The 22518-nt window shown below is 47.1% G+C and carries 23 protein-coding genes; 15 read left to right on the forward strand and 8 right to left on the reverse strand.

Translation table 11 applies throughout. The features are described from left to right. The first annotated feature begins 83 nt into the window (after positions 1 to 83). From ASG81_RS01930 to rlmH, 3 genes are all read left to right on the forward strand, one after another. Positions 84 to 1457, forward strand: coding sequence for a S1C family serine protease (locus ASG81_RS01930; protein WP_056628392.1), 1374 nt, complete (start codon positions 84 to 86; stop codon positions 1455 to 1457). A 257-nt stretch (positions 1458 to 1714) separates the two neighbouring features. Continuing rightward, positions 1715 to 1882 (forward strand): CxxH/CxxC protein, encoded by a 168-nt coding sequence (locus tag ASG81_RS29545; RefSeq protein WP_063845975.1) that lies wholly within the window; start codon positions 1715 to 1717, stop codon positions 1880 to 1882. 298 nt (positions 1883 to 2180) lie between these two features. Then, a complete protein-coding gene (rlmH, locus tag ASG81_RS01935; RefSeq protein WP_056628395.1) occupies positions 2181 to 2660 on the forward strand; it encodes a 23S rRNA (pseudouridine(1915)-N(3))-methyltransferase RlmH in 480 nt (159 codons plus the stop codon). 15 nt (positions 2661 to 2675) lie between these two features. Here rlmH and ASG81_RS01940 read toward each other — a convergent pair whose 3' ends face one another. After that, a complete protein-coding gene (locus ASG81_RS01940) occupies positions 2676 to 3767 on the reverse strand; it encodes a GntR family transcriptional regulator (RefSeq protein ID WP_056628398.1) in 1092 nt (363 codons plus the stop codon). 538 nt (positions 3768 to 4305) lie between these two features. Between ASG81_RS01940 and ASG81_RS01945 the strand changes: the two genes are divergently transcribed. From ASG81_RS01945 to ASG81_RS01985, 9 genes are all read left to right on the forward strand, one after another. Then, positions 4306 to 5922, forward strand: a complete 1617-nt coding sequence (locus ASG81_RS01945) for a xylulokinase (RefSeq protein ID WP_056628401.1) — start codon at positions 4306 to 4308, stop codon at positions 5920 to 5922. Between the two features lie 2 nt (positions 5923 to 5924). Next, positions 5925 to 6620 carry an L-ribulose-5-phosphate 4-epimerase gene (locus tag ASG81_RS01950; RefSeq protein ID WP_056628405.1) on the forward strand — a complete coding sequence of 232 codons (696 nt, stop codon included), beginning with the start codon at positions 5925 to 5927 and terminating at the stop codon, positions 6618 to 6620. A 42-nt stretch (positions 6621 to 6662) separates the two neighbouring features. Continuing rightward, entirely contained in the window at positions 6663 to 8087 is a 1425-nt protein-coding gene (araA, locus tag ASG81_RS01955) for an L-arabinose isomerase (RefSeq protein WP_056628410.1), read from the forward strand. 294 nt (positions 8088 to 8381) lie between these two features. After that, positions 8382 to 8834: a hypothetical protein gene (locus ASG81_RS01960; RefSeq protein WP_056628414.1), complete on the forward strand. Its 453-nt coding sequence runs from the start codon at positions 8382 to 8384 to the stop codon at positions 8832 to 8834. Between the two features lie 280 nt (positions 8835 to 9114). Then, positions 9115 to 9918, forward strand: coding sequence for an ABC transporter permease (locus ASG81_RS01965; protein ID WP_056628417.1), 804 nt, complete (start codon positions 9115 to 9117; stop codon positions 9916 to 9918). Between the two features lie 6 nt (positions 9919 to 9924). Then, on the forward strand, positions 9925 to 10722 hold the full coding sequence (locus tag ASG81_RS01970; RefSeq protein ID WP_056628420.1) for an ABC transporter permease: 798 nt from the start codon (positions 9925 to 9927) through the stop codon (positions 10720 to 10722). 4 nt (positions 10723 to 10726) lie between these two features. Next, positions 10727 to 11719, forward strand: a complete 993-nt coding sequence (locus ASG81_RS01975; protein ID WP_056628424.1) for an ABC transporter ATP-binding protein — start codon at positions 10727 to 10729, stop codon at positions 11717 to 11719. A 111-nt stretch (positions 11720 to 11830) separates the two neighbouring features. After that, positions 11831 to 12118 (forward strand): alpha/beta-type small acid-soluble spore protein, encoded by a 288-nt coding sequence (locus ASG81_RS01980; RefSeq protein ID WP_056628835.1) that lies wholly within the window; start codon positions 11831 to 11833, stop codon positions 12116 to 12118. Positions 12119 to 12353: 235 nt separating this feature from the next. Then, positions 12354 to 12815: a hypothetical protein gene (locus ASG81_RS01985; RefSeq protein ID WP_056628426.1), complete on the forward strand. Its 462-nt coding sequence runs from the start codon at positions 12354 to 12356 to the stop codon at positions 12813 to 12815. Positions 12816 to 12900: 85 nt separating this feature from the next. Here the strand turns inward: ASG81_RS01985 and ASG81_RS01990 are convergent, their stop codons facing one another. From ASG81_RS01990 to ASG81_RS02020, 6 genes are all read right to left on the reverse strand, one after another. Next, positions 12901 to 13185, reverse strand: a complete 285-nt coding sequence (locus ASG81_RS01990; RefSeq protein WP_056628428.1) for a hypothetical protein — start codon at positions 13183 to 13185, stop codon at positions 12901 to 12903. A gap of 110 nt (positions 13186 to 13295) precedes the next feature. After that, the gene (locus ASG81_RS01995; RefSeq protein ID WP_056628431.1) at positions 13296 to 13577 is read right to left on the reverse strand and encodes a hypothetical protein; all 282 of its coding nucleotides are present in this window, start codon (positions 13575 to 13577) and stop codon (positions 13296 to 13298) included. Between the two features lie 628 nt (positions 13578 to 14205). After that, on the reverse strand, positions 14206 to 15135 hold the full coding sequence (locus tag ASG81_RS02005; RefSeq protein WP_235548705.1) for an ABC transporter permease subunit: 930 nt from the start codon (positions 15133 to 15135) through the stop codon (positions 14206 to 14208). Next, positions 15084 to 16052, reverse strand: coding sequence for an ABC transporter ATP-binding protein (locus tag ASG81_RS02010; protein ID WP_235548698.1), 969 nt, complete (start codon positions 16050 to 16052; stop codon positions 15084 to 15086). Before ASG81_RS02010 ends, ASG81_RS02005 begins: the two co-directional genes overlap by 52 nt. Beyond that, positions 16049 to 17146 carry a hypothetical protein gene (locus ASG81_RS02015; RefSeq protein WP_056628439.1) on the reverse strand — a complete coding sequence of 366 codons (1098 nt, stop codon included), beginning with the start codon at positions 17144 to 17146 and terminating at the stop codon, positions 16049 to 16051. The genes ASG81_RS02010 and ASG81_RS02015 overlap by 4 nt, the downstream gene beginning before the upstream one ends. Positions 17147 to 17186: 40 nt before the next feature. After that, complete coding sequence (locus ASG81_RS02020; RefSeq protein ID WP_056628442.1) at positions 17187 to 17705, reverse strand: sigma-70 family RNA polymerase sigma factor; 519 nt, start codon at positions 17703 to 17705, stop codon at positions 17187 to 17189. A gap of 132 nt (positions 17706 to 17837) precedes the next feature. On the opposite strand from ASG81_RS02020, the gene ASG81_RS30555 reads away from it, so the two are divergent. After that, the gene (locus tag ASG81_RS30555) at positions 17838 to 17963 is read left to right on the forward strand and encodes a type II toxin-antitoxin system RelE/ParE family toxin (RefSeq protein WP_327205139.1); all 126 of its coding nucleotides are present in this window, start codon (positions 17838 to 17840) and stop codon (positions 17961 to 17963) included. 287 nt (positions 17964 to 18250) lie between these two features. Beyond that, the gene (locus tag ASG81_RS02025) at positions 18251 to 20812 is read left to right on the forward strand and encodes a LamG-like jellyroll fold domain-containing protein (protein ID WP_081417069.1); all 2562 of its coding nucleotides are present in this window, start codon (positions 18251 to 18253) and stop codon (positions 20810 to 20812) included. Between the two features lie 118 nt (positions 20813 to 20930). Here the strand turns inward: ASG81_RS02025 and ASG81_RS02030 are convergent, their stop codons facing one another. Further along, entirely contained in the window at positions 20931 to 21848 is a 918-nt protein-coding gene (locus ASG81_RS02030) for an aldo/keto reductase (RefSeq protein WP_056628445.1), read from the reverse strand. 216 nt (positions 21849 to 22064) lie between these two features. Here ASG81_RS02030 and ASG81_RS02035 point away from each other — a divergent pair, with 216 nt between their 5' ends. Then, complete coding sequence (locus tag ASG81_RS02035; protein WP_056628448.1) at positions 22065 to 22505, forward strand: DUF6526 family protein; 441 nt, start codon at positions 22065 to 22067, stop codon at positions 22503 to 22505. The last annotated feature ends 13 nt before the right edge of the window (positions 22506 to 22518 follow it).

Raw genomic sequence — 22518 nt, forward strand, 5'->3', positions numbered from 1 at the left:
ATTATTTTAGTCAATTCTTCCGAAAACATTCCTAGATTGAAAAAATAGTCTTGATGCCCATGGCATCGAGAGGAGCGACCGTAATGAGCCTATTCGACGACGATTTTTATTCGACCAAAGTATCCAAGCGCGCTGCTCGCGAGAGTAGAAAAGAAAACTATGCTTTTCCATATCGGAGCGGTGGACGAAAGTGGTCCAATGTCCGCATCGCATTCGTATCCTCTTTTACGAGCGCGGTTGCCGCAACGCTGTTGTTTGGCGTCGTTTTTGGCGTAGGCAGCGGTGTAGACGGTGGAGGAGGAGCCATAGCGACAGCAGGCGAAGTTCAGGCGGTTGACCCGCTCGAGCGTCCCATACAAGCTTCCGCGAAAGTAAGGCCGGCCGTCGTAAGCATTATTAATCAGCAGATGTTTTCACTCGGCATCGGCGGTGATAGTGAAGAAGCGCTGCCGGATGACGCGGAAGAAAAGGGGACGCTGCGTGAAGCGGGCGTCGGATCAGGCGTCATTATTAGCAAAAAGGACGGCAAAGCCATTATTGTTACGAATTATCATGTAATCGATCAGGCGCAAGCGGTGAAGGTCGTTCTGATGAACGGAGAGACGCGCGACGCCAGCGTTGTCGGTATGGATCAAATTACGGATCTTGCCGTGCTGGAGATCGATGCCAAAGGAATTGATGTTGTCGCGGAAATTGGCGATTCGTCTGCGCTTCGCCCCGCCGAATATATTATTGCGATCGGCAATCCGTTGGGGCTTGGAGAGTCCGTTACAACGGGAAGCGTGAGCAAAATAAAACAAATCGTGCCGGTATCGCTGAACCAGGATGGCGTGTACGATTGGGAGCAAGAGGTTATTCAGATCGATGCATCGATTAACCAAGGCAACAGCGGCGGACCGTTAATTGATTTGAACGGACGCGTCGTCGGCATTAACAGCATGAAAATTGCCGATCTCGGCGTTGAAGGGATTGGCTTTGCGATTCCGATCAACCTGGCCATGCCGATTGTGGAGAGCCTGATCAAGCTTGGCCATGTGCCGCGTCCTTATCTGGGCGTATACACGATGGACTTGGAGCAGTATTGGGAGCAGCAGGGCTTTGAGGATGCGTTCGGCAGTACTGGCGAAGGCGGAGCGCTGCCGGATGCAGAAGGCAATGCTTCTGGTGAAGACGCTGAGGCAGTAGTTCCTGAAGGCGGTGAGCCGCTTAAGCTGCCGGACGAGATTTATGACGGCGTAATCGTGCTGGAAGCGGCTGGTCCAGCTAAGGATGCGGGGCTGCTGTTCAACGATGTGATCGTTAAGCTTGACCGCCAGTCGATCGGCAGCACGATGGAGCTGCGTAAATACTTATACAGCCAGAAGAAGATCGGTGACGAGATTGAAATTAGCTATTACCGGGATGGGGAACTGAAGGTGGCGCATTTCGAGCTTGGCGAGAAGGAAGACGTGGAATAGCATTGATGAAACCGATGCGCTAAAATGGGGAATCATTTTAGAGCATCGGTTTTTTTGTTGGATTTTAGGGAGAGCTAAGTGTAGAGTTATGCGGAATTTGTCGGCTTCACATGGAGAGGCGTTTTCTGATATGCTGTGTATAGATAAATTGGACAGACTGGTAAGACGAATATAGAACGTAAGACAAGAGAGTGACGCAGCGAAGCAGAAAAGACGACCTGGAATACAATCAACTAGGGATAGGAAGCGTGCAGACGATGTATTGTGTGTGTAAAGAACATATGGAGACGGCATTGGACCGATTTGTGGATGAGTATGAAGATGCGCCGGATGTAGTGGATTTGAAAGAGACGCAATTTGCCGATTGGGATCCTCCGCGCAAATGCGATTTTTGTGATGAGCCGGCTACTTTTTTGGTTGTTTAGGGCGAAACGGAAGAACGGATATTTTTTTGGTAATGTTCAGTGAAACGAAGAACGAAGGTATTATTCAGTAGTGTACATTGAGACAAAAGAATGAAGGTATTATTCGGTAATGTAAAGTGAGACAAGAGAATGAAGATTTTATTCGGTAGTGTACAGTGAGACAAAAGAATGAAGATATTATCGGTAATGTGCAGTGAGACAAAAGAATGAAGATTTAGAGGGATATGTAGGGTGTTCATATCCGAAAAGCGGATCTGACTGAAGGAAATATCCGAGACTATAAAGGGACGTGTAAGGCATGCATATACAGATAGCTGCCGTAGGCAAGCTGAAGGAAAAGTATTTGGTGATGGGCATAGCGGAATATGCCAAGCGGTTAGGGCCTTACGTGAAGCTCACGCTCACGGAAGTGCCCGATGAGAAGGCGCCGGAGACGATGAGTCCGGCGGAGGAAGCGATTGTGCGCGAGCGAGAGGGCGAGAGGCTTCTGGCGCAGCTGAAGCCTGATGCGCACGTTGTCGCGCTCGCGCTGGAAGGCGAGCTCTGGTCAAGCGAGGATCTCGCGGGCCAGCTCGATAAATTAGCCACGTATGGGCGCAGCCACGTGGCTTTTGTTATTGGCGGGAGCACGGGTCTTGCTCCCGCTGTGCTTAAGCGCGCCCAGCAGAAGCTGAGCTTTGGGCGCATGACCTTGCCGCACCAGCTGATGCGTCTGGTGCTGGTGGAGCAGATTTATCGGGCTGTGAAGATAAATCGGGGGGAACCCTACCACAAGTAAAAACACAAACAACAACTATTCCACTTCGATCGCTTTTACTGTTTCCCCCTCAATTAATACGGGCTGGTAGTAGGTGTTGGTGGGTAAGTCTTTTTTGCCTTGTAAATTTTTAATGACCCAGTCCGCTGCATCGCGTCCCATTTGTTCTTGGGGGTGCGACAGCGTCGTTAGTTGGATATTCGCGTTTTTGGCGATATAGGAATTGTCCTGACCAATAATGGATAGCTCGTCCGGAATGGAGATTCCCAGTTTTCTGCATACATGTACGACTTCCAAGCCTACCTCGTCGTTGTAACACACAAGCGCAGTCAATTCATCCCGATTGTCGTTCAGATACACTTCCAAGTTAGCGGACATGTCCGGCTTCGTCTCCGTATCGAAAGAAAGCACATGCTCGTGCTGGAACCGTAATTTGGCTTCCCCAAGAGCCTTAATAAATCCTTTCATTCTAAACTTCCCTTGCAAATCATCCATCTTCGCGATGATGCCGATTTGGGTATGTCCTTTGGCAATTAGCTCCCGGGTTGCGAGATAGCTGGACTGCACGTCATCCAGACAGAAGAAAGGAACTTCCAACTCTTCATAATAGGCATTGATCATCGCGAAAGGAACTTCCTGCTCCTTAAAAGACAGGTAGTAGGCGATATTGGGGTTGTATACATTGCTTCTGGTAGGCTCTATAATCAGTCCATCCACGCCGTAGGATAGCATCATTTCCAACGCCTTTTTTTCCTGGGAGATATCATTATTTGTACTGGCTAACAGCAAGGAATAGTTATCTTCATTTAATCGGCTTTCAATGCCGCGGATAATGGAGGGGAAGATGTAATCCGAGATATAGGTCGTGATGACGCCGATCGTTTTATTCATGGTTTTTGCACCCGTTCTGGACCGATATTGGCTGCTGACGTAGGTGCCGGATCCCCTCTCGCTTCGCAGGAACCCCTCATTCGATAACTCCAGAATAGCCTTTCGAACCGTTTGCCGGCTAACGTTGTAGCTCTCCTGCAAAACGTACTCCGAAGGGATTTTCTCGCCTGCTTTGTACGTTCCAGAGAGGATATAACTTTTGATATCTTCAATAATGAGCCGATACTTTGGCTTCATGCAATCCACTTCTTTCATCGTTGTTCGAAAAAGTTGTACGTACACATTTTAGCATGAATTGCATGAAATGCAAATGTAATGACATCATTTGCGATTTCAACGGTACAAGTTTTATGCTTTTCCATAGGAAAATACCATGATCAGACGAATAAGGACGGTACAGTAACTTATGTTGGTATAACTATTAGACTATATTGACAAATGTACGTACAGAAAATATACTAAGGCTGTCAGTAAGAGAAAGCGCCTTCTTTCTACCACATCAGAAAGTTTAATTTCTTTGCAGCGATAAAACGCAAAGTAGATATTTCTGATTGGCTATAGAAACTTCCGCTTAAACGCGGTCGAACATCCTTGAAGTACTCCGATAGGAGTTTTTCTCATCGAAATTTTCCGGTTGTCTCATCAAGTGACCGATCCGATGGGAAGCAGCTAGTATAGGAATCGTAATCGGTTGGGTTAAATCACGAAATTATATCGCGATATGAGCGAATTAATTTCTGTGCAACCCGCGAACAGAGAGGGGATATATGTGATCATGAGTTATGTAGACTTGAAAGAAGCGATAACCAAGGGTGAAACTTCGCTGGGTATCGAATTCGGATCTACGCGGATCAAAGCGGTGTTGATCGATCGTCGTTTCGAGACCATCGCATCGGGAAGCTTTGAGTGGGAAAATCTGTTGAAAGACGGATATTGGACGTACAACCAGGAGGATATTATTAAAGGCCTCCAAACCGCTTATCGTGAAATGAAGCAGGAAGTGGAACGGAATTACGGAGTCACCCTCCGGACCGTCGGTTCGATCGGGTTTTCCGCTATGATGCACGGTTATATGGCATTCGACAGCACGGGTGAACTACTAGTTCCGTTTCGGACTTGGCGCAATGCAACGACCGGCGCGGCAGCAAGGGAATTAACGGACTTGTTCCAGTTTAATATTCCCGAGCGCTGGAGTATCGCCCATTTGTACCAAGCGATATTAAACCAAGAGGAGCATGTGCCTCGCATTGATTTCGTAACGACGCTGGCGGGATATATCCACTGGCTGCTGACCGGCAATAAAGTGATTGGCATCGGAGATGCTTCCGGCATCTTCCCTATAGATGAGTCAACCCATAATTACCATCCAACGATGGTCAAGCAATTCGATGAATTAATCGCGGCCAAAGGCTATCCGTGGAAGCTTGAGGATCTTCTTCCCAAAGTGCATCTCTCCGGCGTGCAAGCTAGCGAGCTAACGGTGGCGGGAGCCGCCATTCTGGACCCGGCTGGGGATCTGCAGTCCGGCATTCCGCTATGTCCTCCGGAAGGCGATGCCGGCACAGGTATGGTTGCCACGAATAGCGTCAGGAAGCGTACGGGAAACATTTCCGTGGGCACTTCCGTTTTTGCGATGATTGTATTGGAGAAAGAATTATCCAAGGTTTACCCAGAGATCGATATGGTCACGACGCCGAACGGCAGTCCGGTCGGCATGGTGCATGCCAACAACTGCTCCAGCGATCTTAACGCCTGGATGGGATTGTTCCGTGAATTCTCCGAAGCCTTGGGATACGGCGTAGATTCCGGCAAATTGTTCAGCGTGCTGTTGAATAAGGCATTGGAAGCCGACCCGGATGGAGGCGGATTGCTTAGCTACGGTTATCTCTCGGGCGAGAATATTACGGGAATCGACAAAGGGCGGCCGTTGTTCGTTCGCTCGCCTGAAAGCAACTTTAATCTGGCTAATTTCATGCGTACGCACTTATTCACTGCTTTCGGAGCATTGAAGCTCGGAATGGACATTTTGACCGAAAACGAACATGTAGCCATTGACAGCATTTTGGCTCATGGCGGCCTATTCAAGACTCCTGTCGTCGGACAAAAAATGTTAGCCGCCGCGCTGAACGTACCGATCTCGGTTATGTCCACGGCCGGCGAAGGCGGAGCATGGGGCATGGCGCTTCTGGCTTCTTACATGACGGGCAAGGATCAAGAACAGAGCTTGGAGGACTTCCTCGAGCAGAAAGTGTTTAAAGATGCCGAAGGACAGGAGATTGCTCCGGATGGAGCGGATGTCAAAGGGTTCCAAGCATTCATCAAACGATACCAAGCAGGGCTCGCTATCGAACAAGCCGCTGTAGACCATCTGCTAGAGAACGGGAGGGACTAACGTTGTTAGAACAACTGAAAGAAGAGGTATATCAAGCGAATCTGGATTTGCCGAAGCACGGACTCGTGAAATTCACTTGGGGCAATGCGAGTGCCATCGATCGGGAAAACGGCCTGTTCGTGATCAAACCGAGCGGAGTCAGCTATGAGAAGATGAAACCGAGCGACATGGTCGTTGTGGATCTTGACGGCAAGGTGGTCGAGGGAGAGATGAGACCTTCCTCCGATACCGCGACTCACGCCGTGTTGTACAAACACTATCCGCAAATCGGCGGCATCGTGCATACCCACTCGACCTGGGCAACCATCTGGGCGCAAGCGGGACTCGATGTACCCGTCATGGGAACGACGCATGCGGACACCTTCTATGGCGCCGTGCCTTGCGCACGGTTCTTGAACCAAGAGGAGGTTGACCGGGGATACGAAGCGGAGACGGGTCACGTTATTATCGAAACGTTCGAGAAGCTCGGATTGGATGTCATGGCGATCCCGGCCGTCCTGCTCCAGGGACATGCGCCTTTCACTTGGGGGAAAGACGTGAAGTCGGCGGTCGTGAACAGCGTCGTGCTGGAGGAAGTGTGCAAAATGAATCTATATGCGCGGCAATTGAACCATTTTGCCAAAGAACTGCCTCAAGGCATTCTGGATAAGCACTATCTTCGGAAGCACGGGAAAGATGCCTACTACGGGCAGAAGTAATAGCCTTACCTATTATTAATTACAGAAAAGAGGATGATCAAGATGTCAGTAACAGCAGCTAAACAGTTTTGGTTCGTCGTAGGTTCGCAACATCTGTACGGGGAAGAAGCGCTGGCTGAAGTGAAAGCTCACGCGCAGACGATGACCGATGCCTTGAATAATAGCGGTGTGCTCCCTTATCCGCTTGTCTTGCAGGACCTGGCTGTCAGCGCGGATAAAATTACAAGCATCATGAAAGAGGTCAACTATCGCGATGAAGTGGCGGGTGTCATCACGTGGATGCATACGTTCTCGCCTGCGAAAATGTGGATTCGCGGTACGAAATTGCTGCAGAAGCCTCTGCTTCATTTGGCAACCCAGTTCAATGAAAGCATTCCTTGGGCAACGATCGACATGGACTTCATGAACCTAAACCAAGCCGCTCACGGCGACCGCGAATACGGCTTCATCAATGCCCGTCTGAAAAAACAAAACAAAATCGTCGTAGGCTACTGGGAACGTCCGGAAGTGCAGCAGCAGATTGCGGATTGGATGGACGTAGCGGTTGCCTATAACGAAAGCTTCAATATCAAAGTCGCCCGTTTCGGCGACAACATGCGCAATGTTGGCGTAACGGAAGGGGACAAGGTCGAGGCCCAAATTCAATTCGGATGGACCGTGGACTACTTCGGCATCGGCGACCTTGTGCAATACGTGAATGCCGTTACGGAGCAGGAAATCGACGATCTGATGGGCCAGTATGCGGAGCTCTACGAATTCGATTACGGCACGAACAGCAAAGAAGCCTGGGAAGCCAGCGTCAGAGTACAAGCAAGCTATGAAATCGCCCTCAAACGTTTCTTCGACGAGAAAGGTTATAATGCCTTCACGACGAACTTCGAAGATTTGCATGGAATGAAACAGCTTCCTGGTCTTGCCGTACAACGTCTGATGGCGCAAGGCTACGGCTTTGCCGGCGAGGGCGACTGGAAGACGGCCGCACTCGATCGCTTGCTGAAAGTGATGAGCCGCAATCAAAACACGGGCTTTATGGAGGATTACACCTACGAGATGGCGGCTGGTCAGGAAGCCATTCTGCAATCCCATATGCTCGAGGTAGATCCGTCCTTGGCAAGCAACAAGCCGAAAATCATTGTTTCCCCGCTCGGAATCGGCGATCGCGAAGATCCGGCGCGTCTGGTATTCGACGGCAAAGCCGGCGAAGGCGTCGTCGTATCCATGGCTGATTTCGGCACTCATTATAAATTGCTGATCAACGAGGTTTCCGCATTCGAGCCGACGGTTCCGGCTCCTAATCTTCCTGTCGCTCGCGTGCTGTGGACGGTGAAGCCGAACTTCCAGGATGGAGTGAAAGCTTGGATCGAGAATGGCGGCGGCCATCATACCGTCGTTTCCTTGAACCTGACGACAGACCAAATCGTAACCTACGCCAAGCTGGTTAACTTGGAATACGTCGTCATTAAGTAATCCATAAATAAGGTAAAAAGAAGGCGGACTCGGGACAATCGTGGAGTTCAGCATCTGATGGCGGATCCCGAAAAGGAGAAGCTGAACAGGGGGACGTCGCCGCTTCCTTGAGCAAAATGTAAAAACCGTTTCTTTGGTAAATGGGTGATTCCGTTTACCAAGAAACGGTTTCTTTTTTTATACAGATGTAAATCCCTTTATCAAAATGTAATGTGTGACGAGTATAAACTTGGTACTACGTTACAACTTCTCTACTCGGCAACCGATAATCTGTCTGGTGTCGTCACTGAGAAAATGACTGTTACCGGTCCGAACGCAACCTCTGAAAACATAGTAGTAAACGGAACTGACTTTACGTTTGACAAGCCTGGTGTTTACAACGTTACCGTCATCGCAACAAATGCTGCGGGGCTAAGCACCACGATCCAAAAACAGTTCGTTGTCTACATCCCGGTTACCGTTGAAGTGAAACCCAACGTTATCAAAGGCAACAAGGGCGTGTTCACAGTCCATGTTGGTCTGCCGGAAGGTTTCAACAGCAAAGACTTCAACCTGAACACAGCAACACTTAATGGCGTGAAGGCGCTGACCAGCAACTCTGGATATTACAACCAAGCTAAACTTGGCCAGTTCAAGTTCGAACGTTCCGATTTTACTTGGACAACATCCGATGTGACAATTGAGTTCCGCTGCTACATCAACGGCTATCTGGTAGTCGGTCAAACCACCGTTAAAGTTCATCAATAAGGCTTCAATCAAAATCCCTCTGCAGTTTTGCAGAGGGATTTTGACTGTTCTGCTTCGTCCAATGGTTAATTATCCATATTCATCAGTTTTTTCTGGTCAACCGGACTTCCGCAAGCAAAAGCATTCACACAAATAGAATGGTTAAAAGTAATTATACGGAATTGAAATATTTTGCAATCGAAAAAACAACCTCGTAGCTGTAAAATATGGTAGAACAGACTCTCAGGTTAGTGTTCTTTGCGGAGCGGGCTGCAAACAAATCATATATTGGGGGATAAAATTGAATCTTTTAGCCGCTTATATCAAATTAAATATGAAAATCATGTTTCAATATCGAAAATCTTTTCTTCTGTCGGCGCTTATTCATCCTATGGAATTGATCGTAGGGGCCGTCATCTTTACGAGTGTATACGCTTTCGGCAATTTGGAGTCGATCCATGGGTACAGCCTTGCACAGATCGTGTGGTATATAGGCGGCATGCAAATTGTGGGTACTATTATATGGAATTTTGCGGCTGGAAGACTATCAAACCAAATTCTTGACGGTTCGTTATCTATTCACCTGTTGAAGCCTACCTCTGTTTTTATGTTCGAGCTGGCAAACGCCGTAGCCCTGAGAATAGTCGGCATTTTGTTTGAGTTTTTCCCGATACTGATTATTCAAATCCTATTATTTTATCCGAACTTCATCACGATTGGATCGACTTTGAAGTTTGTTCTTTGCGTGTTTCTTTCCTTCTTTCTTTTTTTTCTGCTGAATTTTTCCGTCGGTATGACGGCGTTCTATATGAAAAATAACAGCTCCATGATTGCTTTAATAACAATCTTGACCGCATTTGCCGGAGGAACCATTATTCCGATCGAATTTCTTCCGGACTGGCTGCAGCGGTTGTCGGAGTTTCTCCCGTTTCGATACTTGTACTACGAGCCGCTGCAATTTTTCCTGAACCGGGAGGCCGCAGGCGGGTGGGGATATTTCATAAATGTAATAGGAATGCAGCTGCTATGGATCGGTGTATTTTTCCTCGGCATCAAACTTGTCTGGCCGAAAGTCATTAAGCGCTATTGTGCTGTCGGGGGGTGAAAAAAATTGTTTAGCAAGCTGCCAGGACTACTCTATCTGTTCTATTGTAATTGCAAGCTTAGCCTCGATCGGGATATGGCGTACCGTGCCGATTTTTTTCTGAATCTGCTTATATCGCTCGTGTTTACCAGTATGGGCCCGATTGTGCAGTATTTGATTTTTACGCAAACGAACGGTTATCCCGGCTGGAATACGGATCAAATTCTTCTCTTTCAAGGGATTCTTCTTTTGTCGATGGGCTTTAATAATACCGTCCTGAGCGAAGTCAGGGGAAAAGCCGTTGATATTATGCGTAACGGCGACTTTGACCGCTATCTGATCAAGCCGTTTCCAGCTATCGGATTGCTGCTTGTCGGCGGTTTTTCATTAAAGCACGTTGGATCTTTGATTGCCGGAACAGTCATAACGACCTATATGCTCGTCAAAATGCATTTGACGCCGAGTTTTTTGGATATTGTTCTTTTTCTATGGTTCATCGCAGCCGCAGTATTTGTCTACATGGGATTGACGATTATCTTTTGCGGACTAGTTATCGTATTGATTCAGATGGGCAGGCTCGGTGATTTTTTCAACAATGTATTGCGGTTTGCCGGATATCCGACCGAAATATATTCCGGGTTGTTCCGAACCGCCTTCGTGACGCTACTGCCGCTGGCCGTTCTGGCTTATTTCCCCACGCAAGCATTGCTGCACCGGCTAGATTGGAACATGGTTTGGGGCAGTTTCGGAGCGTTGTTGATCTTCGTTCTGAGCCTTAAGTTTTGGAACCGCTGTATTCACAAGTATACAAGTGCAGGGGGGTAATAGGATGAGCGACCAAATCATCGAAGTATCAGGGCTGAACAAGATGTTCAAGGTCCCGCAAAAGGACGAAGAAGGGCTGTTATCCTCCGTCAAATCGTTATTTCATCGAAAGTATAAGCATATACAAGCGGTCAATGGGATCCATCTTCACGTCAAAAAAGGGGAAATCCGTGGTTTAATTGGACCGAACGGTGCGGGCAAATCGACAACCATCAAGGTGTTGACCGGAATTCTGCATCCCACTGGGGGCAGCGTTAACGTGATGGGGCATGTCCCGTGGCTTGAAAGAGAGACTTACGTTAAGAAGATCGGTGCATTATTTGGCCAGAAGACGCAGTTATGGTGGGACGTTCCGGCTTTTGATACATTTGCACTCCACAAAGTGATGTATAAAATCGACGATAGAACCTACCGCAAAACGATTGACGAATTCAAAGAAATTCTCGGGTTGGCCGACATTATCAACCGGCCGGTCCGGCAGTTATCACTGGGAGAAAGAATGAAGTGCGAGCTGGTCTGTGCGATGCTGCACGAGCCGGAACTGATATTCCTAGACGAACCGACGATCGGTCTCGATATTTTGGCCAAAGAGGCGATTCGAACGTTTATCAAACAGATCAATAAAGAAAGAGGAACGACGTTTATTGTAACAACTCATGACATGAGCGACATTGAAGATCTTTGTCATCGGGTCACGGTCATTAATCATGGAACCGTCGTATTTGATGATGCCATCGAACAGATGAAAATGTTTTTCTCCGATAGGAAAATCATCGACATCCGGTTATCCAGGATGATTGAAGAGCGGACACTGGCACAGTACCAAGTCAATTCATTTAACGGCATTACCGCCAGTTTAGAACTTGATCTGACGAAGAGTGATCTGCAGTCGGAAATCGCGGAAATATTCCGTCTCTTCCCGGTGCATGACATCAATGTCAACAACATCCCAATCGAGCAAGTGATAAAGGAGATCTACGGCAGAAAAGCTGTATGAAGTAATAAAAAGTGTTCCATTTTGATGAGATTCCCGGTTAACATCGTGATTTCGCAGGATGAAAATTTGTGCTTCGGGCATGTTAAGGAAAAGACATCGAGGGAGTGCATCATGATGGCAAGAAGAAAGAGAAGATATGCGGTGCCAGGGGTAGAACAGGGAATGCAGGCTTTCAAAGCAGATGTCATGAAGCGCGAAGGATATGCTGTTGATCCGAATCGACCGGATGATGTAAAATACGAAGTAGCTAAGGAGCTTGGTGTACCTTTGCAGCCAGGTGACAATGGCGGTCTGACGACGGAATCGGTGGGCCATGTCGGCGGAAAAATTGGCGGCACCATGGTTCGGGAAATGATCCGTCTCGCCCAAGAGCAAATAGCGAACAGGGAGCAACCATAAAGTCTTCTAAAATAGTGGTATCAGCTAGAAATTGAAGAAATTCAAGAAATGGATCACATTTCCCGCGTTTAATCGTAGAAATTTAAAGGGCACACTGAATGCACTTATTCAGTGTGTCTTTTAAATTTTGCGCAATAAATAGTGGTAAAGCGTAGATTTGAAATAACTTTCTATTCTACAATTTTTCATCAATCATTCAGAATAGATGAACAGCACTAAAAAGGGGGTAAATATATTGAAGCAATGGTCAAGCGAAATTGAGATAAACACTCCGATTGAACATGTATGGTCGTATTTTGATGGTTCGTTAGAACAGATGCAAAAGATTATGCCTCAAGTGGTGGAGAATAAACCTGTCACCATTACTAAAGAAGTTGTCGGCAGTATATACCGGCAAAAGTATAAAGAAGGCAAACGTATCGAGGAATATGATGTCCATACACTAGAATATTCAAATAACTTGAACGATAAGAAATTGAAGATTGGATTTACGTTGGCAAACTGCTTTGAGATCACAGCTTTATATGAATTGCATCGAGTAAATGATCAGAAAACAAAGCTAAGATACACAGCAACCAATAAAGCATTGAAGTGGTATGTGAAGCTGTTTATGATATTTGCTACTGAAAAGGTCGTTGTTACATTTCTAGAGAAAGTAAAGAAGGTCGCTGAATCAGAGGCTAAAACCGGCTTGTGAAAGCAGGAAATCCGTTCTGCTCAAGGCCACCCGAATGAGGGTGACCTTCCATTTTGCCCTAAAGAAATTACGCTGAACTAGATTATCAAGCGGAACTCTGGAATAAGATTCTATTGTTCTCGCACCAAATCTTCCATTCGGCACGCGGGTTATTTTGCAGGTCTTTCTGAATAGGGATGAATGGCTGCAGATTATTATAAGGATGCTTCTGCCTGATCGGTAAGGCGGTGGCTACCGTTTGTTTCCCAATCATACGCGCTACAAACGAATAGATTAAAACAAGACATGCTGTTACCTTATCAAGCTGTTTGATAGTGGCTCGTTTGATTCCCATTATAAAATTCCAGAATAAGAAGAAAATTGTTTTCATTTTTTCATTCCTCCCAATTGAATATTGGTTAACCGCGTTATACCAACAACAAATCACAATCTATGCCATGTTATATGACAATTAGAGCTATCTAACCCGTAAGAATAACGTTAAGCAGAGTTCTGGAATAACATTCTATTATTCTCGCACCAAATCTGCCATTCGGTACGCGGGTTACGGTTTGGGCTTTTCTGTATGGGGATGAATGGCTGCAGCGTCTCATTATTCTTTGGCATATCCGGCAAGACGGATAACGATTGCTTCTCAATCAAGTACGCTTCAAACGAATAGACTATGCCAAGACATGCTGGTTTACCTTTATCGGTCTGTTTTGCCATATCCCGTTTGACTACCATCATAAGATTTAATATGAAGAATAAAATAGCTTCCATTCTTCCATTCCCCCCAACTTAGTATTAAGAGTTAACTAGATTATAGCAAGCTTGTAATAGATTTTCTGTCGAGTTATAAACCAGGTACATAAAAATATTTAGACAAAAATCTTTGTCCGAATGTCGGCCCTGGAGCAAGTCTGATTCCTTTCAAAAGGTGACAGATAATAGGAGGAAACAGCTTGATATTATTGACTTTCAAATGTTTCGTGAACGGTAAACAATGATGCGCTGGACGTTAATAGCTTGGAATGGCTTGAAGCATTTAAAACAAAAATCGAGATCATGATGTAATAATGTGTTGTAGCATTATGTTGGAAAAAGAGTGCAGGAAATTCCGATGGTCGTTTGAAAATGGACTCTCCTCAGGTGAGCTCTTACGAGTTTCTTTGGTCAAAGAACGACGCGTTATTTGGAGGGGGGCTTTTGCTTACGAAAAGCAAAAGCCCCTCCGCCTGTTTGGCGGAAGGGGCAAGTTCAAAAAAATGCTTTTACCGGAGATGATAATAACGGTTTACAAATTTGGATGAATATTAAATACGAGGCTAAACGGGATGCAAGTGTGTTTATCTCAAGTCAAGCAATAAATAAGAATCTTATGGAGATCTACGTCCCGCGTTTGACGGACTTAAAGATCCTTTTTGCGGAAAGCGCGAACGCCAAGAAACAGGACGAGCAACAGGTAACCCAAAGCATAGAGCAAAAAAGCGTTGGACGGCATACCGGCGAATCCGAACGGGCCGAGTGACTCTGGTGCCAGATCGGTGAACGGCTGCATTTCCTGCAGCGAGAACATCTCCGCAAGCATGCGGCGCTGCAGCGCATCGGCGGGCATTGCCATGTCCATCAAGCCTCCGATCATGTGCAAGGTCTCCTCCGATTGCACGAACATTCCCATACTGGTGATTTTGTTCAGCATGCCGCCAAGCCAGCCTGCACCGAACAGCATGGTCATGAACACGCCATTGCCCATCGCGGACATATAGCAGGAACCGAGCATGGCAATCGAGACCAGCAGCGGGACGACGGATGCGAATAGCAGGAACGCCTTGGCGAGCGACACCCAACTGCCCGGCACGCTGGAATGGTATTCGGTCACGCCTAAAATTGTGAGGAATAGGAGGAAGGCGTAACCGACGCCCAGACTGACGTAGCCGATCCAACGGCCTAGGTAAAAATGTTTACGCGTAAGCGGACGCGGAATCAGCGCCTGCAGCACGCCTTGTTCGGCTTCGCCCGCAATCACGGAGACGGAGCTGAAGATCGCGAGAAAGGCGACCACGAAGGAAGCGAAGAAAAATCCGAGGATCAGTGTTATGGCGCCTTGCATATAATGATCGATTAGTTGCTCCATGGATCCCGGATCCAGATTGGGATTGCCGAACTCCATGCCGATGGTCCTCGCCACAAACCAGAAAGCGAGCAAGAATATCAGTGTCATGATTAGCGTCAGCAGCATGACGCGTTTACGCAGCATTTCTTTCCAGGTCATGATGATGATCGTGCTCATTCCCGTTCCCCTCTCTGGTCCAAACCTGAAAGGGTCTGCATAAACCATTCGTCCAGCCGGTTTTTCATGCGCTGCACCTCGTACAAGGTTAAGCCTCGTTCCACAATCACGGTATTCAGCCACCCCAGTTGTTCTTCTTCCGCCACTTCGACTTCGATCCAGACCGCGCCCGCCGCGTCGGGATTCGGATCCGGGCAGGTGATCGATAAAGCGGTCGTCTCGATCAGCTTGTCCAAATCACCCGGCAGCATACCACCCACCCGCAGTGTCCACCGCGTCTTTTCCTGCAGCACATCCCGGACAGAGCCCTGGGTCAGGATACGGCCGTTGTTCAACAATGCGACACGGTCGCATACCATCTCTACATCTTCCAGCAAGTGAGAGTTGAGAAAAATCGTTTTGCCGGCCCTGCGCAGCTGCTGCAGCATGTTGCGTACCTCGTACCGGCCGATCGGGTCGAGCGCGGAAGCCGGCTCATCCAGGAACAGCAGCTTCGGGTCGTGCAGCAACGCGCAAGCAAGTCCTAGCCGCTGCTGCATGCCCTTGGAATACTGCTTCACCCGGTCGCGCCCACGCTTGCCGATGCCGACGTCCATCAACAGGGCATTGATGCGTTTGCGCGCATAGGCTTTATTGAGTTTGCACAGTCGGGCGTGCAGCCACAGCACTTCCTCACCAGTGAGCCACTCCTGGTACCGATACAGCTCGGGCAAGTAGCCGATTTGTCTGCGCGCTTCCAGTGAGCCGATCGGGGCGCCGAAGAGGGTGCCCTTTCCGGAAGTCGGGAAGATCAGCCCGACGAGCGATTTCACAAAAGTGCTCTTGCCAGCGCCGTTAGGCCCGAGGAAGCCAAAAGCTTCCCCGGACCCGACGGTCAGTGTAATGTCGTGGCAGCCGCGCCCGCCGCCGTAATGCTTCGTTAACCGATCGGTCTGGATGACAATTTCGCGTGCCGTCTCTGTCACGAACCGATCATCTCCTTCAGCATGGAAGTAAAGGCGTCCCGGTCAGGGAACGTGCCGCTGAAGGTGAACAGCTGGCCGTCATTCGCCCACACAGCGGAGTAACTCCCATTGGCCGTATTCAGGTCGGTCAACAGCACTTCGATGTTTGCGATCTGAATTTGTTCATACCCGTCCGGCATGACGATCGGCAGGGGGGCGGAGCCGCTGTCCAGGACGTGCGATTGTTTCAGTTCTTGCTTCAGATGCGTCGGAATCAACGGGAACTGCAGCACGGCCTCCAGCGCTTCCGCCATCGGCACGCCTGCTTCTACGGTTATAGACGGGGTCGGCTGCTGGGAAAGGTTATAAGAGGTCTGCGTCTTGTTAGGATACAGATCGAAGCTTACCGCTTTTCCCATGGTCAATGTGATTTGCTTGCCGTCAATCGACAGCGGAAGCAATTTGTCGGCTCCCAGCTTGCGCATGGTATCGTTAATTTCGTTCACATTCACTTTCATCGTGATCGTTCGCGAAGGGGAAACGCCGATGCGGAGGTTCTGAGGCTCCTCGGACCGGAAGATTTCCGGTATCACTAACTCGCGCCCCACATTTTCCTGCAATACCTCAATCGTCGAATAGGACACATAATCGCCTTCCGAGAAGTGCGCGAACTCGCCGTATTGATTCATCGTACTCTCCGATGCTCCCTCGATCGAGTTGAACAGATTCTCCAAATCCTGCTCCTTCACGACCGTAAGCTGCTCCATGCGGAACTGGTTCAGCAGAGAAGCGAACACTTGATTGCCGGCGGGGGTAGCCAGCGCTACGCCGAGCACAATGGCGGCGGCGGTTCCGGCGATCCAGCGCTTGCGCTGCTGCAGCCATTCCGACCATGCTCGCTTGGCCTTGTTCTGCTCGGCCGAGGGAGCGGACAGGTGGATAGAAGCTTTCCCGGTTTCCTTCTGCGCAAGATTCGATTCCTGAAGCCGCTCGGCCGGGGATTCATTTTCTTGCCGACTCCGTTCCGAGAACGCCGTCCATTTTGCACTTTCGGGTTCCTGCTTTAAACGGTCTTGCATTTTCAACCAAGCATCGTCCAGTTGTTGCTTTTTCATAGGATGGGACCTCCTTTTTATTCAATCGATCGGTGCGAGTCTACACCGACTTCGGCCGAGCTTCCGCCCGCCGTTTCAGTTTAATCTGGGCCCGATGAATCAAGGTGCCGACGAGCGGCGGATTGACCTTCATCTGCTCGGCAATCTCGGCATAGCTGTAACCGGAATACCGCAGCATCAGCACTTGGCGGTCGCGATCGGGGAGCGCGTCAAGCCATTCGCGAACTTCTTCGTGGTTCATGCGTCTGAGCATCTCATCGTCCACTGCGAATTCGCCATTCCCTTCCAGCTGCACCTGGCGGCCCTGCTTCTCGAGCAGTCGCCGTTCGCGCTGTTTGCGGTCGATTGCGTCGTAAGCGATGCGGGTCAGCACACGCTGCAGCCAAGCGCCGACGACTTCCGGCCGATCGGGAGGGTTGCGGTACAGGCGCAGGAACACTTCCTGCGCCATATCCTCGGCGGCGGCTTCGTCACGCAGCAACGCTGTTAATTTGCGATGGACAACTGGGTAATACGTATAGAAAAGGTTTCGAAACGCTTCGTTTTCAGTTGGGTTCAATGGGCGACTCCTCCTTTCGGGCTGCAGCTATGTATAAGACGATCATACTTTGGTTTTTATTGCAGGCGGAACAAACTTTTTTTCGGGCTGGGGCGCTTTCCTGGCAGGAGGGAATAATGTGGCTACCGATTTATTGTGGTGAATCCATATTTGGTATTCTACAGGATTATTGATGATATAGTAATCATTCATCGAATTTTGCATGGGCGTAGAGATTATACCGTGAACCGTATCATAAGTAATGGCAAGTTTTATTGAACCTATTTTTAGTCAATGTTGAGGCTTATTAATAAATTTATTAATTAGTATACGTAATACAATTGTAACAAAGTATTTGTTGAGGATTTACAATACTTATAGTATTGTTAATATGTTGATAAATACATTAATAATATCGTGATGTGTAAGCGCTTTATCAACTATAAGTAAAACCATAAATAGAAGAGGTGATGATCTAACCTACATACTTCGGGAAAGAGAAGGACAATCTTCGATAAAATGGATACGCTTTCATTAAAGGTTAGAAGCGAGAGGAGAACACTGGAATGAGTAAAAGTTTGGTACGGACATTTACACTCCTTTTCTTAATGCTTGTATTACTGGTACCTAGTATTGTTTTTGGCGAGGGTACAGACCAACCAGATAGCCTGCCTAGCGAAAATAGTAACAAGCCTCATCTTGATTACCAAGGTGAAGCTCCAGTTTTTCAAAATGTGTCTGTTCACGACCCTTCGATCATAAAAGATGGTGATACGTATTATGTATTCGGTTCTCATATTGATGCTGCCAAGTCAACGGATTTGATAAATTGGACTAGATTTACAAATGGGTATACTACGCCCGGCAATGCATTATATGGAGATTTATCAGAGAATCTAGCAGGCTCTTTTGCTTGGGCTGGGGAGAATGATTCTGATAGCAAAGGCGGGTATTCCATTTGGGCTCCTGATGTTTTCTGGAATGAAGACTATATAAATGAGGATGGAACAACCGGTGCTTATCTGATGTATTATAGCGCATCCTCTACTTATATACGTTCCGCGATTGGTTTTGCGGTATCTAAAAATATAGAAGGACCGTATAAGTATGGGGATACCGTTGTATATTCCGGATTTACCAGAGATGATGCGTATGATAACAATAGTGTGATTAATAAGAAATGGACGAATACAAATATTAAAAAGCTTATCGAAAACGGTACGTTAACAGGAGCAAGATCTGAGTGGTTTAATGCAAATGGATCTTATGCGAATGGTATTTATCCAAATGCGATAGATTCTACTTTGTTTTATGATGAGAATGGAAAACTATGGATGACGTACGGATCTTGGTCCGGCGGTATTTTTATGCTTGAAATCGACAAAACCACAGGTAAAGCCATCTATCCAGGCCAAGATGGAACGACAGCCGACGGCAGACTTGTTGATCGGTATTTCGGAACAAAAATTGCAGGCGGATATTTCAAATCAGGCGAAGGTCCTTATGTCGTATATGATAAGAATACGGACTATTACTACTTGTATGTAACCTATGGGTGGTTAGGTGCAGACGGCGGCTATAATATGAGACAATTCAGGTCGACGACGCCTGATGGTCCTTATGTAGATGCACAAGGACAAAATGCTGTTTTACCAGGCAATACAGATAATGCTCCCTATGGCAACAAACTAATGGGCAACTTCTTATTTGAAAGAAAAGTTGGAGATCCAGGAACAGGAATTGGCTCCGGTTATGTTTCTCCAGGACATAATTCCGTTTACTATGATGCTGAAACAGGCCAGCAGTTCTTGATTTTTCATTCACGCTTCCCACAAACAGGTGAGATGCATGAGGTTCGGGTTCACCAAATGTTTATGAATAAAGATGGCTGGCCAGTGGTTGCGCCATACCGCTATACGGGTGAAACGCTTGATAAAGTGAACACACAGGATTTGATTGGTGAATACAAATTCATTACTCATGTAAAAGATAATTCCGCAACGATCAGAAGCTCTGTATTCATTCGTTTAAACGACGACTATACCATTTCTGGTGATGTTAATGGCGAATGGAAAAAGACTAGCCATAACCAAGCGGAATTAACCGTGGATGGAGTCACCTATAACGGAGTATTTGTACGTCTATGGGATCCCACTTCGGAAATTTATGTGATGTCATTTACGGCGATGTCCGAAGAAGGAGTATCCGTCTGGGGAAGTAAACTGCCAGATAAAACCGATGAGGAAATTGTAGCCGATGTTTTGAAAGATCTGGATCTTGGCGATACAGCGAACGTCATTTCCAATCTGGCACTTCCTACAGAAGGTACCAGACATACAGAAATTACTTGGGAGACTTCAGATTCCAGCGTTGTCACGGAGACAGGAGTCATCAATCGGCCGGAGGCAGGCTCTGACCCTGTGACGGTTACACTTACTGCTACTATTTCAAAAGGTAACGTAAATGCAACTAAAAGCTTTACAATTACTGTGCTGCCATACAAAGCTGCCGGTTTAGTGGCTCATTATGCATTTGAAGATAACCTGAGTGACACTACGGGTAAATTTAGCACAGGAACTGTAACTGGTAATCGAATTGATAATTCAGGCGGCACAATTACTTATGTTGACGGTAAGAATGGTAAAGCTTCCGTGTTTAATGGAGCATCTGGTGTACGCTTACCGAACGGGCTAATCTCAAGCAACACGTACTCTGTATCGTTGTGGTTAAAGCCTGAGGAATTAACAACTTTTACAACGACTTTCTTCGGCGCTAGAGACAGCAATAACTGGGTAAGTCTCGTTCCGAATGGTCCAGCAGGCGGAAACACCATGGTCTGGTCCGGCAGTAGTTGGTATGATGCTGTCACAGGTATGACAATCAATAAAGGGGAATGGACACATTTGGCTTTCTCCGTTGATAACGGTGCTATTCATGTCTATGTTAACGGTGTAGAGAAGTTTACAGGAATGAACTTCCCTAATATATTTACTACTACCGATGCCAGCTTCAGCTTAGGTGTTAATTGGTGGGATACTCCGTACAAAGGCTCGATGGATGAATTGCGTATTTATGAAGGAGCGCTTTCACCATCAGAAATCATAAACTTAGCACAGATCATGGAGTAACAGCTTATAAAAGTGAAAAATCGAAAAAATCGTACGGTTATCCGTACGATTTTTTCAATTCAACCTAATTTTGTACACTTGTCTCTTATTTATCTGGGCTACAGGATGATCTCGCCGCTTACGGAAGCACATTACCTGCCGCACGGTAGATCGCATACCATTCTTCGCGAGTCAGATGGACATGGGTTGCCTTGCAGCAATCCTTTAAGCGGTCGATATTCATCGTGCCGATGACCGGCTGCATGTGTGCGGGATGGCGCAAAAGCCACGCAATGGCGATCGTGGTGTTGCTAACTTCATATTTGCTTGCGATTTCATCGATTTTTTGGTTCAATTCCGGGAACTTGTCGTTTCCGAGGAATACGCCCTCAAAAAATCCGAATTGGAAAGGCGACCAAGGCTGAATAGTGATATCGTTCAGTCTGCAATAATCAAGCACGCTGCCGTCGCGGTTCACAGCGGCTTCATTTTCCATATTCACATTAAATCCGTTCGAGATCATGTTGGCGTTGGTGATGCTTAATTGTAGTTGGTTCGCAACGATCGGCTGCTTCACCGATTTCTTCAGCAGCTGGATCTGCATTGGAGTTTGATTGGAGACGCCGAAATACCGCACTTTTCCCGAGCTTTCAAGAATATCGAAGGCTTCCGCCACCTCTTCCGGTTCTACCAGCGTATCCGGACGGTGCAGCAGCAGAATGTCCAAATAGTCGGTTCTCAGCCGCTTCAAGATGCCGTCTACCGATTCTAAAATATGTTCTTTGGAAAAGTCGAACATTCCCTTCCGGATGCCGCACTTCGATTGCAGGATAATCTTCTCACGAATATTCTCATCCATATGGATGGCATCTGCGAATATTTCCTCACAGGCTCCAGCGCCGTATATATCTGCATGGTCGAAGAAATTAGCGCCTTCCTCTAGCGCAGATTGTACAAATTTCTCAGCCCCGGCTTTGTCCAGCGAATTAATTCGCATGCAGCCGACTGAAACGACAGGCACCTCTAAGGTGCTGCTTCCTAGTTTCATTGTCTTCATGATATATAACCTCCTTAAGTAGCTCAAAAAAAGTATAGCTGAATATACAGCCAAGCGTAAGAGCTGAAATTTTATATAGTAAGTAAAAGTATTGTAACTAAGAGATGATCATGAGCCGGCTTTGATTTGCATTCTATTTTAGCACTACCAAATATGGAAGAGAGTTGCTAAACTAAGAGAGCCATCAATCAAACAATCAAAAAATGGGGGAGAAAAATGAGTCATCCATATCAAAACTATAAAAATCATCGAAGGATACATCCTCTTTTTCACGTTGTGCTTACCCTTTTGACAGCAGGTTTGTTTATCTCAGCTATAGTAGAGCTGGTAAGATCATTGAATGCAGGCAATCAGATTTTTCCCGCAGTCCTTTTTCTAATGAGTTCTATCATGTTTATCGTTATTTTTCTGTTAGTCCGCTCTTATCCTTTAAAAGCACAGGACCGGGCGATACGAGCCGAAGAAAATCTCCGGCACTTTGTATTAACTCAAAAGCTGCTGGATCCGAGACTTAGCACAAAGCAAATTGTAGCCTTGCGATTTGCCTCCGATGACGAATTTCCTTCTCTTTGCAATAAAGCAGCTGCAGATCAATTGTCACCTGATGCCATTAAAAAGTCCATCCAGAAGTGGAGAGACGACGACTACAGAATCTAGAGGTAAATGATGA

Origin of the sequence: Paenibacillus sp. Soil522, from assembly GCF_001428245.1 — a bacterium.
In the GTDB taxonomy this organism is placed as follows: Bacteria; Bacillota; Bacilli; order Paenibacillales; family Paenibacillaceae; genus Pristimantibacillus.